The sequence below is a fragment of the Microvirga flocculans ATCC BAA-817 genome, from assembly GCF_000518665.1.
In the GTDB taxonomy this organism is placed as follows: Bacteria; Pseudomonadota; Alphaproteobacteria; order Rhizobiales; family Beijerinckiaceae; genus Microvirga; species Microvirga flocculans.
On sequence record NZ_JAEA01000002.1, the window covers coordinates 129,210 to 145,933 of the forward strand.

Genomic DNA, 16,724 nt, shown 5'->3' on the forward strand with positions numbered 1-16,724 from the left:
GAAATGGTTAATAATTGGTTAACGCATTGAATTTCAAAGTCTAAATTCTCGTTTCTCCGAGGCGCGAAAGCGCGCCTGATCGATTTGGTCGCACCTTCGGAGCCCCAAGGGCGGCGCCCGTTGACGGGATGTTTACGGGCCTGGGCCAGCGTGTGGCCCATGCGTCGTGGGTTAGTTGCGTTTTTTGCCCTATCGCTCGTCGGTCTCGGGCTCACCGGTTGCGGTCTGTTTCGTTTCGAACAGCGCGAGCCTTGGCGCGCGCAGGCCGAGGAAGCCTGCCTGTCGCAGCGTCTCGTGCAGCCCACCGCTTACATGGCCCTCAGTTCCAAGATCGACGGGCCCGGCGTCTGCGGCATGGATTATCCCTTCAAGGTTTCGGCCTTCAGCAACGGAGCCGTGGGCCTGAAGTCCCGTGTGACGCTCGCCTGTCCGATCATCCCGCGCATCGATACCTGGCTCGACGAGATCGTGCGGCCCGCCGCCGAAATGTATTTCGGCATGCCGCTCGCCGACATCAAAGCGGGCTCCTATTCCTGCCGCCCCCGCAACAACCGGATCGGCGCCAAGCTCTCGGAGCATTCCTTCGGCAATGCGCTCGACGTCATGGGATTCGTTCTCGCCGACGGCCGGGAGGTCCTGGTGGAAAAGGGCTGGCGGGGCAGGGATCCCGCCGAGCAGGAATTCCTGCGGGAAGTCTTCGTCGGAGCCTGCCGCTACTTCACGACCGTTTTGGGGCCCGGCTCGGACGCCTTCCACTACGATCACCTGCACCTCGATCTGGCGCGGCACGACCCGCGCGGCGAGAGGCGCGTGTGCAAGCCGATCATCAAGTTCTCCCCCCGCATCGATCCCGAGCGCAGCCGCGAGGTTCTGCAGGCTGCGGCGTCCTCCGGCGACCTGTCGCCGGTCGACCTCGAGCAGGATGTTCCGGAAGGCGAGGCCTATATCCCGCCCGCTCCCCCGCCGCCCGGTCCCACCCTGTCCGCGCCCGTAGCCCCGGTGCAGCGCTATTCGTCCGCAGGCGGCTATGCTGCCGACCTGCCCGCTGCGAATGCACCGCCGACCCGGGTCGCGCCGGTTCCGTCCTATCCCCAGCCGCCGCTGCCGCCGTCGGGGCGGCCCCTGGAGCAGACCTATGCCCCGGCGAGGCCGGGACAGCGCCCGGCCGGCGCGCCGATGGTGCTCAACAGCCACTCGCTCTATTAAACGCAACCGGAGCCTTGACCTTCTCAGGCTTCGCCCACATGGTCGATGTTACAACTCTGAAGATTGTTGGAGCATCCGAATGAAGTGGCTGGCGGCTTTCATCTCCTGCATGCTGCTGAGCGCACCTGCGCTCGCCCGCGAGATCACGCCGGCGGAACGGCGCGAGGAGCCCTACGACGCCTCGCTTCCGGCCTGCGCCGATCCGTCCGTGCTTCACGACATCAGCGCGAATTTCGCGAATACGGAATACAAGTTCTGGAACTCCAGCGCGCAGATCCTGGCTTTCGAGCAGGTGCGGGAAGTCGCATGGCGCCCGTGGGGCCTCGACACCATTCCGCGCCGCTACTGCACGGGCACCGTGGTCGTGTCCGACGGCTACAGGCACAGGATCAACTTCTCGATCCGCGAGGATCTGGGCTTCATCGGCATCGGCTGGGATACGGAATCCTGCGTGGACGGCTTCGACCGCCATTACGCCTACGCGCCGCATTGCAAGCAGGCCGCCCCTTGATCCTGCGCCGGTGCCTTGCCGCCGCGGGCGCCCTCCTGCTCTCGATATCCTCTTCCGCGGCCCAGGGGCCACGGGAGTCGAGAGGCGCCCCGATGGGGCAGTTCGACTTCTATGTTCTGGCGCTTTCCTGGTCGCCGGGCTTCTGCGAGAATACCGGCAGCCGCAGCCGGCAATGCGACGGCGGGAGCGGGCTCGGCTTCGTGACCCACGGCCTGTGGCCGCAATCCGAGCAGGGCTATCCCACCTTCTGCGAACCCGGCGGGCGCTTCGTGCCGCAGGCGGCCATGGCCGAAGCCAAGGGCCTGTTCCCCGACGACAATCTCGCCCGCTACCAGTGGCGCAAGCACGGAACCTGCACGGGCGAAGCGCCGAGCGGCTATTTCAAGGCCGTGCGCCGCGCGCGTGAACTCGTCCGGGTGCCGGACAGCTTCGAGGGCCTGGGCAACCGCTCCAGGGTTCTGCCGAGCGAGATTGAGCAGGCCTTCATGAAGGCCAATCCGGGCTTGCGCGCCGACATGATTTCGGTTTCCTGCGGACGGCGCATCCTTCAGGAGGTGCGCATCTGCCTCAGCAAGGATCTGCGCGGGTTCCGCCCTTGCCCCGAGGTCGACCGCGACACCTGCCGCGCGGGCGAGATCACGGTTCCCGCGGTCCGATAGGACGGATATGAATTATCGCCACGCCTTTCACGCAGGCAACTTCGCCGACGTCATGAAACACGCGCTGCTGGTGCGCATCCTCACCTATCTCCAGCGCAAGGAGACGCCGCTGCGCGTCATCGACACCCATGCGGGAATAGGCCTCTACGATCTCGCCGGAGACGAGGCCGGGCGCACGGGAGAATGGATCGAAGGGATCGGACGCCTCGACGAGCCTCTCGCCCCCGAGGTGGAGGAATTGCTCGTGCCATATCGCAAGGTGATTGCCGATGTGCGCGCGCGGCATGGCGGGACGATCTATCCCGGCTCCCCCGCCATCGTGCGCGAGCTGCTGCGGCGGCAGGATCGCGGGGTGTTCGTGGAGCTTCACCCGGCCGATCATGCGCTTTTGAGCGAGGCCTTCAACGCGGTCGCGAATCTGAAGGTCATGCATCTCGACGGATGGACGGCGCTTCACGCCCTGATCCCGCCGAAGGAGAAGCGCGGCCTCGTGCTGATCGATCCTCCCTACGAGAAGCCGAACGAACTCGAACGGCTCGGCGCGGAACTCCTCGCCGCCCTGAAGAAATGGCCCACGGGCGTCTATGCGGGCTGGTATCCCATCAAGGACGTGGCCCCTGTCGATGCGGTGGCCGCGCGCCTTGATGCGGAAAGCGCCCGGCCGGGGCTTCGTCTCGAGCTCTACGTGGACGACCCGCGCGATCCGTCCCGGCTCAATGGGAGCGGGCTCTTCGTCCTCAATCCGCCCTGGTCCCTCAAGGAGGAGGCGGAGCGGCTGCTGCCTGCCCTTGCGGAGCGCCTGTCGCGCAGCGGCTACGGCGCTTATCGCTGTGAAGCATTCGGCCCCCCTGCTTAAAGCCCATTGCCGCAGGAGTGCCGAGCGTTCATGACTCCTGCCGTTCTCGCGCGCATCGGCTCCGGACGTGAAGGGCACGTCCGGGATTGATCGGATGCCGCAGACAGGGATTTGCTCATGCTCGTTCTCCGCTCCTCCCCCGCATCGCCGTTCGGCCGAAAGGTCAAGCTTTCTGCATCCATCCTCGGCCTGTCCGACCGGATTCAGATCGTCGATGCCGACACCATGAACCCCGAGGATTCGATCCGCCGGCAGAATCCGCTCGGCAAGATCCCCGCGCTCATCCTGGAGAACGGAGAGGTCCTCTACGATTCCCGCGTGATCGTGGAATATCTCGACCATCTCGCCGGAGGCGGGCGCATCATCCCGAACGGCGCGGAGCGGTTTTCCGCCCTGCGCGACCAGGCCCTTGCGGACGGCATCACCGATGCGGCGCTCCTGCAGGTTTATGAGGGGCGCTTCCGCCCGGAAGACAGGCACGAGCCGAAATGGGTCGACCATCAGGCGGACAAGGTGCGCCGCGGTCTCGATCACGCGGAGGCTCATCTCTCGCAGCCCGGACAGAACTTGCATGTCGGGCGGATCGCGCTGGCCTGCACGCTGGGCTATCTCGACCTGCGGTTCGGAGGGCGCTGGCGCGAGAGCTATCCGAAGCTCGTCGCCTGGCTCGCCGATTTCGAGGCCCGCGTTCCCGCCTTCGCCCAGACGAAGATTTCAGCGTGACATGAAAAAGGCCCGGGTTTCCCCGGGCCTTTCCGTTGTCTCGGAAGAGACAAGTCTTAGTAAGTGCCGAAGCGGTAGTTCAGACCGGCGCGGACCACGCCGAACTCGGCGTTGTCGTCGATGAAGTCGTTGTCGTTGTCGAGGTTGACATACAGACCTTCGACCTTGGCCGAGAGGTTGTTGGTGAAGGCGTACTCAAGGCCGCCACCGACGGTCCAGCCGTTGGCGCCGTCAGCGAAGGCGAAGCCGCCCGTGGCGTAGATGAGGGCGCGGTCGAAGGCCACACCGGCGCGGGCGCGGACGGTGCCGAACCAGTCGCTGTTGTTGAAGTCTTCGAGGATGCCGTCGCCGTTGAAGTCGAAGCGATCGTTGCCGCCGAAGTCGGCGTACTGGATGTCGCCTTCGAGACCGACGACGAACGAGCCGATCTGGTAGTTGTAGCCGACCTGGCCGCCGCCGACGAAGCCGCCGTCGTCACCGAGATCGAAGGTCAAGCCGTTGATCGTCGTGACGGTGTCGTTGGAGTTCCAGCCGTAGCCGGCGTTCACACCGACGTAGAAGCCGGTCCAGGTGAAGATCGGGGCAGCCGCGATGACCGGGGCCGGAGGAGCCGTGCGGGTCGGGAGATCCGCAGCGGAGGCAGCTCCGGCGAGGCCGAAGAGAGCGACGCTGGCGAGAAGAATCTTCTTCATGGTTTCTCTTTCCTAATCGATGTCATGCCGGCCCGATCCCCGTTCGGCGGATCAAGCCAGGCACTACCCGTTTATAGAGCGACAACCTCGTGAGGGCTGTGACCTCACAACCACAGCAGCTCCGGGGCCATGTGGCAGGATTGTGGCGGCAATGTGCGTGCATTGTCCCTTGTGTCATTGCCGCCTCCTCAACGTACAGCTTGGCTATTTGTTCGACGGGGGGCTGAAAAAATGTCATTTTCTCATCATTTTACAGGCCCAGGATGGTTTTGTGGTTTCTCAATAAAATCAATGGGTTAAGCTTGTATATATGTTTCATACATACACCTAGGAGGGGTAAAATCCCAACGCATTTCCCAACGGTTGGGACTCTCCAAGAGGGCAGAAATCTCACATTTATCTTGCTATGGTATGCGCCCTTGTATGGCTTGAGCCACCGGGGAATACGCCTTAATTCGTGCCGCATATAGTCAAGCTCCATCGTCATATCGCCAAACTCCAGCGCGACTCGAATGGGCCTCCTACGGTTCTTGTCGATGGTCAGGACCCATCCCTGCTTCCCCACATGCGATGGTGTAATAGTATCTCGTACCACCTGCACCCTGTCGCCCACAGTCAATCGCATCCAACTTCTCCCTTGCGTACTGGACAGGCCGAACCACGTTCAGGCCAGCCGCGATGTTCTCTAGTGCGGCCCTGAGGAGGGCGTTCTCCCGCTCAAGCTCACTCAGGTACTTTGGATCGACAATCATCTATGCCCTCCCATGTTAGCCGCAGCCGTTGGCCTCCGAATGAGGTTCTTAGCCACCTGTTTCTTCTGAGCGGTATCGTTGTGGATATACCGCATGGTTGTCTGAAGGTTCTCGTGACCCATGAAGTCCTTCAGCAAGACCGCGTTCACGTTCTCCCTAGCAAGCCTCGTGGCTACCGTATGCCTATGAGCATGGGTAGGCTGCGTCAGAGGCAATCCTGCGGTCTTACGGGCGCTCCTGAGCCTCTTATAGACAACATCGTAGGAGGGCAGACCCTTCTCCAACAGGTCAGCAAATCGCTTCCCTAGCTCCGTATCGAGGACCGCGTACCGCTCGTGTCCGTTCTTGGTCACGCCGAGATACAGGCTATAGAACCCATCCCCATCATCGTTCAGGTCCTTAGGAGTCCTCTTGAGTACCTCTGAGATGCGGCAACCTGTGGCAAGCTGAACGTCCATGATGGTGATGATGTTGTCCCATCCCATTGCTTTCACGGTGTCCCTGAGCTTGGACTCATCCTCATCCGTTAGGTAAAAAGTCTCCCTCCTGGCCGAGCTACGGAAGCGGAGCTTGGGCACAGCTTCGACATACTCTTGCTCCTCAGCCCATGTGAGTAGCTTGGACGCCGCAGACATATAGCTGTTGTAGCAAGCCGCAGACTTGTCCCCGGCACACAGGTCAACCGCCTTATGAATGTGGATGGACCTAAGAGCCTTGAGGTCATCAGGGAGCTTCTCATCCTTCATCACCTTAGCGAGCATCTTCACGAACCGTCTGCCGTGTTGCTTGCGCTGAACCTCAGACCTAAGCCCGTTCCATTGGAGTTCCACTTGGTCCTCTAGTAGCTTCAGTCCGTTATTCGTTTGTGTCACGGCAACAGAAGAGTCAGGGTTATCATGTAACCCCGCCTTCATTTCTGTTTCTAGCTTCCTTGCCTCCTTTTGGGAGGTTGCGAACTTCACGAGTGTTTTCTTGTTACGCTGTACCTCCACCCTTAGGCGTCCGGTCAGCTTCCCTCCACGTTTCTCAGGATAAATGCTCATCTCAGGCCCTCAACCACATTTGATACAGAATTGCACCGATCATAGATGCAAAGATCAGGAACCCTAGCCAATGCTGAGGCCCATGGGAGTTAGCCCGACCAATGAGCCACGCTAGGAAAAGAAAAGCCGCAACGCCTAATGTCCCTACCATCCATTACTCCTCCATTATCTTGATTATGTCCCGCATCAGCTTCCGGCCTTTAGGGGTCAGGAAGTACTCAGTCTCCCTCCAGCTATCCGGCTTCTGTTGCCTGTCCACTAGCTCCAGGGCGCTAGGCCGTTGCCGCGCCTTAGGGCCGATTTCGAGGAGGACACGAGAGGCAATAGGTTGAATTGTCCTCATATCCTCCGCATACCCTGTAGGTCCTTTACCTGGCTCTAAGGCAACCGCAGCAAACGCCTCCATGTATGAAGAGGGGATACGGCCATCCTCGTCGCGGAACCTCTGAATGAGCTTCACGACCTTCCTAAGAGCCTTCCGCTCATCGTCAGAGAGTTGGTGAAATCTGTGCGGTACTTGAGCCATCATGTTACTCCTACGGTTACTTCTATAGCGTTCGAGTCACTAGGTTATGTTCATCTAACATATCAAAAGCGGAGTCAAGTTTACCCATATGGATCACGACAAGGGTACTCTCTTGCGTACGCATGATATGGGGCAAAGCTTGAATTGCGGCAATACCCGCCTCAGTCAGCCCATGCAGGGCAAATAGTTGGTCCTCATCAGCTTCGTAGACGACAACATCGGCCAGAGGAGTGATGATTTTTTGGCTCATTCTTTTGGGTCCTATTGTTGTTCTTAGCCTGAAAAAGCCGACCTCAGGCTAATGTTTCGGGAGGGGTGATCGACCTACTAGGCGCTTATGAGGCTATGGCTAAGGCAAGCTTGTCGCATAGGTCCCTGCCTTTCCTAGTAAGGGTGAGGAGTTGCTTGCGCCTATCAGACGGATCAATCTGAACCTCTATTAGCCCGTAACCCGGTTTATCTTTGGTCCCAATGTCCGAAAGTAGAGCGATGTTCCTTGACACTGTACTCTGTGAATAGCCTGTCTCCTCCTGTATGGTTCTCGAAGTTGCTTGAGGTCCTAGACCATAAGTGCCCTTAGCAACCGTGAGTAATGTCATAAACAGAGATATAGTTATCTCCCCAACTTCCCCTGTGAGTGCTTTACCTAAGTTCCACAGGCGCTCACACGCCTTATTTTGTCTAAGCATTTCTTCTCCGTTGTTCTCCCTATGTTCGTGGTGGTGGTTCAGCATATAGGCGCACCTAATTTCGGGTTCAATGCAAACTTGCATAGTTCAGATGAGGCATTTAGCCCTAGGGGAGAAGTCCCATTGTGTCTCAAATGTGGCTTGACTGTCACATTTAGGACGCATGTATGTCCTTAGCGATACTTTGTATCACGGCGTCCATCGAAATCATCTGCCCCGTTGTGGTCCTGGCCCATACGTTCAGCCCTCCGAAATCCTTATCAACAATTTCGCCCTTACCTATGAGCTTATCCGCTAACCAATCCGTAACGGCCCAATGCTCATAGACCTCCAGCATACTGTCAGGGTCATCAGGATCAGGAATAGGGGAGGCTAGGGCCGCCGCTTGATCCATCAGCCATAGGGCTTCCCGGCTCATCTGTTGGGCCGCTTGATGGGTCCTAGTCCCATAAGAGCCCACAGGGACCACGTTACAGTTAGCATTAGCGAGAGCCAACACGAGATGAGATACGCACACAAGAACGTCATGAGTTACAATGCGATCAGCCGTAGCTTGAATGGGGTTAGGTGTCATGTGCGTCTCCTTTCCTAGCGTGAGCTATAGACTTTCATCAGGATTTCATCGGCCCCAATGCCGTACTCCTCAAGCAACTCAGCAACGGCATCAGGATGGTCGTTAATGGCCTCTAGGAGCCTATAGCGGGCAGAGAGCTTGCGAGTGTTAGGCTCATAGTCATCCCACGTCCCATACGCCCCATAGCCGCTATAATCGTCGTACCCGTAGCCATAAGCGGCCCTGTAATAGCGGTTCTCATAGGGGGAGGTCCGGTCGTCATCCATATGGGCGTAAGCCTTAGGATCACGCGCAACTGGCAGAGCTTCAACGTCAAGCTCGCAGAGCTTCTCCAATAGGTCCACAATGAAGGGCGTATAGAGGCACTCCCGGCTTGTGTGCTGATCCACATAACCAACGCTAATGTTGGAGCACTCGGGGACGAAATCGGCATACATGGCCGTATCTGTGAACGTGCCGCCATCGTCTTTCTGCCATCCCGCGCCTAGGGTAGAGGCGAGAGCATCAGCAAACGCATTAGAACAGCAACGGCCACCCCATTGATGAGTGATAACGCTACCAAAACCCTTACGGTCGAAGGCAATAGCATAGTCGATACCCTCCAAAAGCTCCCGATAGTGGTTCGCAATGAACGTGGACCCGCGCCCGCCTGACTCCTCATCCCTATGGAACACATAGAGGCCGGGAACTTCCCTGCGGATCATCTCCGTCATGAGCCACACGCCCGCCGCACAATCCGCGCCTAGGCACTCATCCGTAATGGCATAGGCCCATCCGGCATCATCCATGCGAACCCTTTGACGCCCGCTAGTGCGATGCACAGTGTCAGTGTGGCAGGACCACAGAACCCGGCTATCCTTGCCAACGCGCTTATACAGGTTGCCAAAGTTATCTTTGACCACGCCTAGCGGCATGATGAAGCGGTTAATAAACTTGCGTTCAGACTTGGACCCATGGGGGCGCTTGTAAGTGAGCATCTCTAGGAGCCGTTTTAGAGGCGCTGGAGCCGCTTCATATTCCTTGGGTAGTAGAGCGGTCACGTTTGTATCTAATGCCGCTCTATGGCCCGTTTCTGGTGATTTCGTCATATGTCTAACCTTGTATGTATCTACTATCTGTATGCGAGGAGGCAAAATCCTCCCCGCGCCATCGTGCCTAGGAACCATTATGCGGCCTGTGCCTCATCATCCTTAGACGGAGCTACCGCATACCACTCACCATCATCCGAGAGATGGGCGTTGTTCTCTGCCCAATCGCGGGACACGGTTTCATCAGTGTCCACAAGGGTCACTCCCTCATCATCAGGGTAGTATTCCATGGTGCGCTCGCAATAGAACGCATGGCGGTTCACGTTACGCTCTGCCCATGTGTCCCCATTGGCCATCACAATCGCATAGTCGTTATGATACCACTCCTCATCATAAGCACACTGGAAGCAATACTCATCACGGTAGGAAGGCGACACGTTACCAATGCCGCTAACATAGGTGAAATCCTCAGGGTCATCGTCCACATAGTCCTCATAGCCGCTGCACCATGCGCGCTCATCCTCAAGCCAGATAAGGCCGCTTGTGCTATCCGCCGCAGTAGTCCCGCCAATCACGCAATGGTCATCATTCACCGTCACAGTATAAACGTGGTCGATATAGGGCATCACGAGATAGTCGCCTTGTGTCACCTTGCGGATTTTTGCGCCTCTCATAGAGCCGGGAGTATATCCGAGCTTCTCAAGAGCATTAGCCATGCGTTGTTCATCGCCATAGATGCGGCAATAGAGCTTGCGTTCAGGCCATACCAACACGCGGGCAGATGCGCGGAAATTAGGCGCGTCTAGGTCTACATATGAGAGATAGGCAAGTTGCAAATCACTATCGCCATAAACTTCCACAGGATGAATGTCGCTTTCGTACCGCTCATCCTCATAGGCCATGCAAGAGCGCGGCCCGTTCTGGTAAACCTTTTTGATTTCGGCTGGAGTAGTGGCAAAGCGTACGGTATCAGCCGCATCAATGAGAGTCGCCCAATGGCGCACAGTATCGCCATCAAGAGAGGGATAGAACTTTTGCAAGTAGCGTCCCGGCTTCATCTCCGTAGCACGACGGATCATCCCATGTTCAGGAGATGCGAAGTAGCGAACAAGAGGCTCCTTTTTGCCTGTCGCCTTGTTCTCCTTAAAATAGAGATGGGCGAAATGGTCTGCGATAGCCTCATAAGGCCAAGGGAGAGGGAACTCCCGCACATAATAGGCCGCGTTTTCCCTCCAGTAAGCATCCTTCCAAGGGAGCATCTGGAAAGAGCCTTCAGGCAACACGCGGTCAAGCGTCGGATAAGGCACATACCACGAGATATAGCTGTGATCCCGGTTGACGATGCGTTCCGCTTCCTCGCGGTCATAACAACGAGTGATTAAACGCTGAACCGCTTGTTCCTTGAGTTCAGCGCACAAGGCGTTCAATGCCTTAACCGCATCATCTCCACCATACTTGTATGCAAGATCATGGGCGAACGTGCCGAAAGGATTGATAGCGGGAGGAGTAGGCGCGTCATACGAGAACGAAAAGTTAGTCTGGTCCTGAATGGTGAACTTACCGTTCTCATCCTTGAAAGTGACGGCATAAATCTTTTGCATGATGCGATCCCCTATTAGGCTTGTGTTGCTATGTGAGAGGGCACACTAATGACGTAGAACGCCCTCATAGTAGTCTCGTTCTGCTATGTGATTAGGCCGCAAGAGCCTTGGAAGTGTCGATAATCTCAACCGTGCCGGATGCGTAGCGGCAATACATGGCAAGCTGTCGCGCCATCACACCAAGCTCTAGGACCAAATCGCGGAGAACATCGTCCTGGCGATCAGGGACCATTGCAATGTCGTACGCGATACTGTGATCCTCATAGAAAGTTCCGTCATCATCCATCCAACCGCCCGAGATGGGAGTTGCGGTAAATCCGCCGAACTTGCGGCAGAGCGCATGTTTAGCGAACGTATGAACGGCAGTAAGATCGTTGCCATCGTTATCCTTGAGAGGAACAATAATGCGAGCTTCACGCATTGGGTTATCTCCGGTTGGTTCTGGTGGAGCGGTCGTGAACCGCTCACAACATTTGTATAGCAAAGCCGGACCCGATACACAAGCGAGAATGATACGAGTTCATACTTGATCGCATTAGTCTTTAGTCTAAGTTATTTTATTGCGCGAGCGAGCGATGCCTCGCCGGATCGCAGCACAATTCAAGCACAACCTAAACGCGAAAGCATGAGCCAGAACCACAACCACATACCATAAATTCCTACATACTGAAAACAATCAATGAGCAATTACAAGGACTTACGGCGAGCGTTACATTGCTTCAATTCTGTGGATAACTCATTTTCCATACCACGATAGCGGCGCACAAGAATGGCCGTCTATGGCCCGTTTCTGACCAATTAAAGCGCGTTTCTTTGTAACACTCATCTGAACTCATAAGAGATCATATGATACATTATCCGCATTGAAACATCAGTGTCTTGTGACTACATCAAAACCCTTGTGTGTAACACACTAACAGTGTGTGTGTCCTGCGTGGTCGCGTGGTTCTTGGGTGTCTCATGTGGAACTCATGAGGAACTAATGAGCTATGCAATGGTGTGACGCTTTGTTATAATGTTATGCACCCAGCGCAATACTCCTTAGAATCCACATATTCCACCTGTGAAATCAATGGCTTCCTGTGTCGCATACCACATACGAATCCTGTGAATACCTGCGATAACACAGGCGCATCATGTGAAATCACAGGCGGCTAATGTCCACGCATCGGTCAGCCGTACTCATAAGGCTATAGCATTACATAGACAGGACATACGCTATTTTCTTGACGCCTTGATATTCCACACGTTTTTCCTGTGAGTTGGGAGGACACGTTGGGAGTTGCGGGTCCCTCGCTACCCGTGAGCATATCCCATGAAATGCTATATGGTTTCAAAAAAGGGCTAAAGCTCTCACGCGGTTGTTGGGGTAATGCCGTGCAGCGTCACGCGCTCACAAGAACCACATTGGGTCCCATCAGAACCCCATCAGGTCCCATCAGACCCTCCAGGCCCTCCAGAACACCCCACCCCTTAGGGTCCCATCCTAGGTTCATCACAGGGTCCCCCAGGAGGGGTCACAGGGCACGTCTGCCCGGAGCCGATAGGCGACTGGCCGGGGGAATGTGTCAAAATTGCATTTTTGTTGACCTTAAGGAGAGAGGGCCGAGATGCCCCGCAGGTTGATGAGCCAGATTCCATCTTAAGAACCAATAGATGTTCAATAACAATAATAACCATAATCTATTACTCATCATGCTCTCCTTTGATCTAATGAATATCTTATGATTTCAAAGGTCCTTTGGGACCCAATAATAATAATTTCAGAGGACCCAATGCCTTTAGAAGTAGCAACTTTTATCAATCAGCTTGATCCGTCTAATCCGGCTGCTCCAGATTTGCTGGCCGATACGGACAACCATCTCCGACTAATCAAGCAAGTCATTAAGAACACTTTCCCGAATGTCACTGGTCCTGTGACCCTCACTCAGCATGGTTTGAATGGGGCTGTTCCGATTGGTGGCATCATCCTGTGGTCCGGTGCCACGAACGCGATCCCCGCAGGGTGGGTCCTGTGTGCTGGTCAGACAGGTATCTCTCGCTCCGATGGCGAGGGAACCATTAACGTCCCTGACCTCCGCAACCGCTTCATCGTTGGTGCTGGTGGCTCATACACCGTGGGACAGACAGGTGGCTCCCAAGCTCAAACAGGCACCACTGATACCCAAGGCTCTCACGCGCACTCTGGCTCCACTGGTGTTGCTGGTGGTCACTACCATGGTGGTCGTACCGCTGACCACCGCCTGACCATCGCTCAGATGCCGTCTCACGATCACTCCGTCTACCACGGCTCAGTGGCTAACGGCGGTGGTTCTGCGCTCATGAGAGCGAGTGCCACAGGCTCTACCTCTGCCTCGTTCATCGAGAACCGCGGTGGTGGTGATCCTCACAGCCACGGCATTGGGTGGGATGGCGACCACGCTCACACCTTTGCGACCGACTACCAGGGCGCTCACTGGCACAACGTCAACATCCCTGATGGTCGTCCTCCGTTCTATGCACTTGCGTACATCATGAGAGTTTAACCCATGGCAATGTTACCCCTACGAGAACTAGGGAAGTATGGGGTAATCGCAGATGTGGACCCCTATGACCTCCCTTCCGCTGCGTTCGTGTTCGCCAATAACTGCCGCTTTGAGGATGGCAAGATTCAGCGCGGCGCGGTGTTCCGCAAGATTTGTGATCTAACCGAGGCTGACCCGATTCATGTGGTAGGCTACACGAACTCTGTTGAGGCTCCTGTGGTCTACTACGTGACCGAGGATGGCCGGATTTATGAGCGTACCTTTGCGGGGGATGAAGAGGAGCGTACGGCCTCTGGCTACACGCCGAGCTACGCGCCCCTTCCTGTGACCTCCGCAAGCCTCAACGGCGTCCTCTACATCAACAAGGGCGACCGTGTGCCGTGGTATGTGTCCAAGAACGCATCCTCCGGTACGTCCCTTCAGCCGATCCCTGTGGACGACTCTGGTTACACCCAATGGCGCACCGAATGGAGGGCGCGGGTGCTTCGTTCGATGAACGGGATGCTCGTGGCCTTCAATGTGACTAAGGGTGCCAATGCGAACCCGAACATGGTCAAGTGGTCCGACTTCGGTATTGACCCATATGCGGTGGTCCCGAATTGGGATTTCACGAGTCCTGAGTCCTCCGCTGGTGAGAACACACTGGCAGAGATGAAGGGAGGCATCATTGACGCCTATCCGCTCAGGAACCGCATGTATATCTTCTCTGACGTGGAAACTTGGCTCATGGAGTCCGTGGGAGGCGTCGAGATTTTCCGGTTCGACCGTGCGTTTGACCGGGGAGTGATTAACACGAACTGTGTGATGGAGGTCGCCGGGCTCCAGTACGTCTTTGGCTCCAATGACATTTGGTTCCATGACGGCACGACGGCTGACTCTCTGGCCTCTGGCCGAGTCCGTAGGTTCATCTACGACTCCCTTCGGCGTGACGAGTCCAAGTATTTCTTCGTGACCTACAATCAGAGGCTCAACGAGGTCATCTTCTGCTACGTCTCCGACGATCAATATGTGAAGTTCCCGGCTGTGTCGGGTAAGGGTTGCAACAGAGCGGCCATTTACAACACCGAGTCTAAGGTCTGGTACTTCGCTGATCTGCCTTACGTGACGTGCGCGGCCCATTTGCCGATCACTTTTGGTCAGCAATTGACCTTCGAGAACGTCACAGGCACCTTTGCGACCGTTGGTGGTGCCTTCAGCCAGCTTGAGTTGACCATCCGCACCAACTTGACCTTCGGAAGCAAGGCTCAGGGCGACGTTTCACACGCTCTGAGGACCTTTGAGGCGTTCAGAGAGGTCGAAACCGGCTATCTCTTGGATGAGGTCGTGAACTCTCCTGCGTATCTTGAGCGCACAGGCATCGACTTGGACGAAATCGGCTCCGAGTTGAGGGGTTATAAGTGCGTTTCCTCGATTTATCCGCAGGGGCGCCTGGACTACGAGGCTGCTCCGCTCGTTTTCACGTTCGGAATTGCCGATCACGCGGCCCAGGACCCTGAATGGGGCACGGCGCAAACCTATGACCGAGTGCAATACAAGCTCGATTACAACCTTGCAGGGCGATATTTGGCGCTGAAGATCGAACAGACCGACTTCTTGCCATTCACCCTGTCTGCGTTGGACCTCGACGTGATTATTCTTGGTCAATTCTGATACGAGGTACTATGGCATACAAGAAACTATCCCCGTATAAGCCGCAAAATCCGCCTCAGATGAAGGAGTCCGAGCGTCAGTGGGTCCAAGACGAGCTTCGGCGCTTGGAAAACGTCCTCCAGGCCATCATTGCGGCTATTGAGGAACTCAGAGCCAAGGTGCCGTGATGGAGCATCAGGCTTTTGAGGAAACAGAACGCCTGACAGTGTTTGACGGGACGGAGTACATCGCATCTTGCCATGCGGTGTATCTCCCGACCGGGGAAGAGATGATCTTCTTCCATCTGGACGTGTTCTACATGAGCCACAACGTCCTCCAAGATATGCTCAAGAACTGGAAGCGGTTCCGCGAGGACGTGCCTGTTCGGCTGTTCTGCATGTTGACCGATGAGAACAAGGCGTCTCGCCGTCTCATTGAGAAGTATTTTGGCTTCGTGCCTATCAAGGTGATCCCTTGCACGGACGGAAAAGATAGGACGATTTTTGTGAATAATGGCCCCGCCAGAACGGAGGTCCAAGAATAATAAAAAGGAATTACGATGGGTGGCGGCGGAAAAACCACAGAATATCAAAAGACCGACCCATGGGCTCCGCAGCAGCCGTACCTTCTGGATGCGTTTTCGGAAGCCAAGGGTATTTACGACAGTAAGAAGGATTCCAGAGGCTACACTGGCGACTTTGTGGCCTCCTATGACCCGACCGATGTTGCGGGTCTGAAATCTATCCGAGATTGGTCGATGACCACGGGCCAGAACCTTGTGAACACACAGGCCGCTGGTGGTCAGGACTTGTTCTCTCGTGGCTCCCAGGCTCTTGGGGAGGTCGATACCGGCCTCAAGGACTTTGCGAACCGCGATTGGACCTCAACTCACATTGCGAACGCGAACAGGTACGCGGATAACCCGTACATCAGCGATATGGTTGATGCGACCACGCGTGATGCGGTACGCACCTTCAATGAGGACACGATCCGAGGGATCAACCAGAACGCTGCGGCTACAGGCAACGGCCTGAGCACTCGTGCTGGTATCGCCGCTGGCGTGGCTCAGAGGGGTATCGCTGACCTTGTGGGCGACACGTCTGCGAAGCTCCGCAGCGATGCTTACAACGCTGGCCTTCAGATGAGCCAAGGGGATCAACAGTCCCTCCTGGCGGCTCTCATGGGCCGTGGCGAACTCGCAAGCGGTATGACCTCGCAGGGCCATACGATGATGAACGATGCCTTGTCGAACGAGGCTGGCGTCCTTGGCCTTCAGTCCTCCATTGCGGAGCTTCTCAAGGCTAACGAACAGTCCAAGCTCGATAACAAGTTCGCTAAGTTCGATTACCGCGACAACTACAAGAGCAACCTTCTCTCGCAGTACTACAACGTCGTTGGCGACAAGTTGTGGGGTAGCGAGGGCTTCTCGCAGACCAAGACGCAGCCTTCGGCTCTGTCCACGGCTGGCTCCATCATTGGAGCGATTGGTTCGCTCTTTAAGTCTGACGCTCGTACCAAGGATATCATTGAGAAGGTCGGCCACACGACCGAAGGCTTGCCGCTGTATCGCTACACCTACAAGGACGCGAAGCATCTTGGCGAGTTCACCGCTCCGTTGGCTCAGGACGTTCAGAAGATCAAGCCTGAGGCCGTTCAGGAGGTCAATGGTGTCCTCTACATCGACACGAACCTTTACGATTGGAGGTAATT

General features: G+C 56.4%; 18 protein-coding genes. 9 read left to right on the forward strand and 9 right to left on the reverse strand.

Annotated features, from left to right (window positions below):
* Window positions 1-159: 159 nt before the first annotated feature.
* The 5 genes from L879_RS20320 to L879_RS0103680 all read left to right on the forward strand — a co-directional run bounded on the left by L879_RS20320 (window position 160) and on the right by L879_RS0103680 (window position 3,955).
* On the forward strand, window positions 160-1,206 hold the full coding sequence (locus L879_RS20320) for an extensin-like domain-containing protein (protein ID WP_035458618.1): 1,047 nt from the start codon (window positions 160-162) through the stop codon (window positions 1,204-1,206).
* Window positions 1,207-1,285: 79 nt separating this feature from the next.
* On the forward strand, window positions 1,286-1,717 hold the full coding sequence (locus L879_RS0103665) for a hypothetical protein (RefSeq protein WP_035458619.1): 432 nt from the start codon (window positions 1,286-1,288) through the stop codon (window positions 1,715-1,717).
* Between the two features lie 92 nt (window positions 1,718-1,809).
* Window positions 1,810-2,376 carry a ribonuclease T2 family protein gene (locus tag L879_RS0103670; protein ID WP_245265162.1) on the forward strand — a complete coding sequence of 189 codons (567 nt, stop codon included), beginning with the start codon at window positions 1,810-1,812 and terminating at the stop codon, window positions 2,374-2,376.
* 7 nt (window positions 2,377-2,383) lie between these two features.
* Window positions 2,384-3,232, forward strand: a complete 849-nt coding sequence (locus L879_RS0103675; protein WP_027314922.1) for a 23S rRNA (adenine(2030)-N(6))-methyltransferase RlmJ — start codon at window positions 2,384-2,386, stop codon at window positions 3,230-3,232.
* A 117-nt stretch (window positions 3,233-3,349) separates the two neighbouring features.
* Window positions 3,350-3,955, forward strand: a complete 606-nt coding sequence (locus L879_RS0103680; RefSeq protein ID WP_027314923.1) for a glutathione S-transferase family protein — start codon at window positions 3,350-3,352, stop codon at window positions 3,953-3,955.
* Window positions 3,956-4,011: 56 nt separating this feature from the next.
* Here L879_RS0103680 and L879_RS0103685 read toward each other — a convergent pair whose 3' ends face one another.
* The 9 genes from L879_RS0103685 to L879_RS0103730 all read right to left on the reverse strand — a co-directional run bounded on the left by L879_RS0103685 (window position 4,012) and on the right by L879_RS0103730 (window position 11,281).
* Complete coding sequence (locus L879_RS0103685) at window positions 4,012-4,647, reverse strand: outer membrane protein (protein ID WP_027314924.1); 636 nt, start codon at window positions 4,645-4,647, stop codon at window positions 4,012-4,014.
* 748 nt (window positions 4,648-5,395) lie between these two features.
* Entirely contained in the window at window positions 5,396-6,442 is a 1,047-nt protein-coding gene (locus L879_RS0103695; RefSeq protein ID WP_027314926.1) for a tyrosine-type recombinase/integrase, read from the reverse strand.
* A 154-nt stretch (window positions 6,443-6,596) separates the two neighbouring features.
* Window positions 6,597-6,968: a hypothetical protein gene (locus tag L879_RS0103700; RefSeq protein ID WP_154664069.1), complete on the reverse strand. Its 372-nt coding sequence runs from the start codon at window positions 6,966-6,968 to the stop codon at window positions 6,597-6,599.
* Window positions 6,969-6,990: 22 nt separating this feature from the next.
* Window positions 6,991-7,218: a hypothetical protein gene (locus L879_RS0103705; protein WP_027314928.1), complete on the reverse strand. Its 228-nt coding sequence runs from the start codon at window positions 7,216-7,218 to the stop codon at window positions 6,991-6,993.
* Window positions 7,219-7,303: 85 nt separating this feature from the next.
* Window positions 7,304-7,702, reverse strand: a complete 399-nt coding sequence (locus L879_RS23495) for a MarR family winged helix-turn-helix transcriptional regulator (RefSeq protein WP_154664070.1) — start codon at window positions 7,700-7,702, stop codon at window positions 7,304-7,306.
* Between the two features lie 109 nt (window positions 7,703-7,811).
* Window positions 7,812-8,231: a hypothetical protein gene (locus L879_RS23500; protein ID WP_154664071.1), complete on the reverse strand. Its 420-nt coding sequence runs from the start codon at window positions 8,229-8,231 to the stop codon at window positions 7,812-7,814.
* Window positions 8,232-8,245: 14 nt separating this feature from the next.
* Window positions 8,246-9,319, reverse strand: a complete 1,074-nt coding sequence (locus tag L879_RS22550; protein WP_154664072.1) for a zinc-binding metallopeptidase family protein — start codon at window positions 9,317-9,319, stop codon at window positions 8,246-8,248.
* A 77-nt stretch (window positions 9,320-9,396) separates the two neighbouring features.
* Window positions 9,397-10,860, reverse strand: a complete 1,464-nt coding sequence (locus L879_RS0103725; RefSeq protein ID WP_027314929.1) for a hypothetical protein — start codon at window positions 10,858-10,860, stop codon at window positions 9,397-9,399.
* A 91-nt stretch (window positions 10,861-10,951) separates the two neighbouring features.
* Window positions 10,952-11,281: a hypothetical protein gene (locus tag L879_RS0103730; protein WP_027314930.1), complete on the reverse strand. Its 330-nt coding sequence runs from the start codon at window positions 11,279-11,281 to the stop codon at window positions 10,952-10,954.
* Window positions 11,282-12,635: 1,354 nt separating this feature from the next.
* Between L879_RS0103730 and L879_RS23505 the strand changes: the two genes are divergently transcribed.
* The 4 genes from L879_RS23505 to L879_RS0103755 all read left to right on the forward strand — a co-directional run bounded on the left by L879_RS23505 (window position 12,636) and on the right by L879_RS0103755 (window position 16,722).
* Entirely contained in the window at window positions 12,636-13,385 is a 750-nt protein-coding gene (locus L879_RS23505; protein ID WP_210163804.1) for a tail fiber protein, read from the forward strand.
* A gap of 54 nt (window positions 13,386-13,439) precedes the next feature.
* On the forward strand, window positions 13,440-15,035 hold the full coding sequence (locus tag L879_RS0103740) for a hypothetical protein (RefSeq protein WP_154664074.1): 1,596 nt from the start codon (window positions 13,440-13,442) through the stop codon (window positions 15,033-15,035).
* A 166-nt stretch (window positions 15,036-15,201) separates the two neighbouring features.
* Entirely contained in the window at window positions 15,202-15,558 is a 357-nt protein-coding gene (locus L879_RS0103750; protein WP_027314932.1) for a hypothetical protein, read from the forward strand.
* 15 nt (window positions 15,559-15,573) lie between these two features.
* Complete coding sequence (locus tag L879_RS0103755; RefSeq protein WP_027314933.1) at window positions 15,574-16,722, forward strand: tail fiber domain-containing protein; 1,149 nt, start codon at window positions 15,574-15,576, stop codon at window positions 16,720-16,722.
* The last annotated feature ends 2 nt before the right edge of the window (window positions 16,723-16,724 follow it).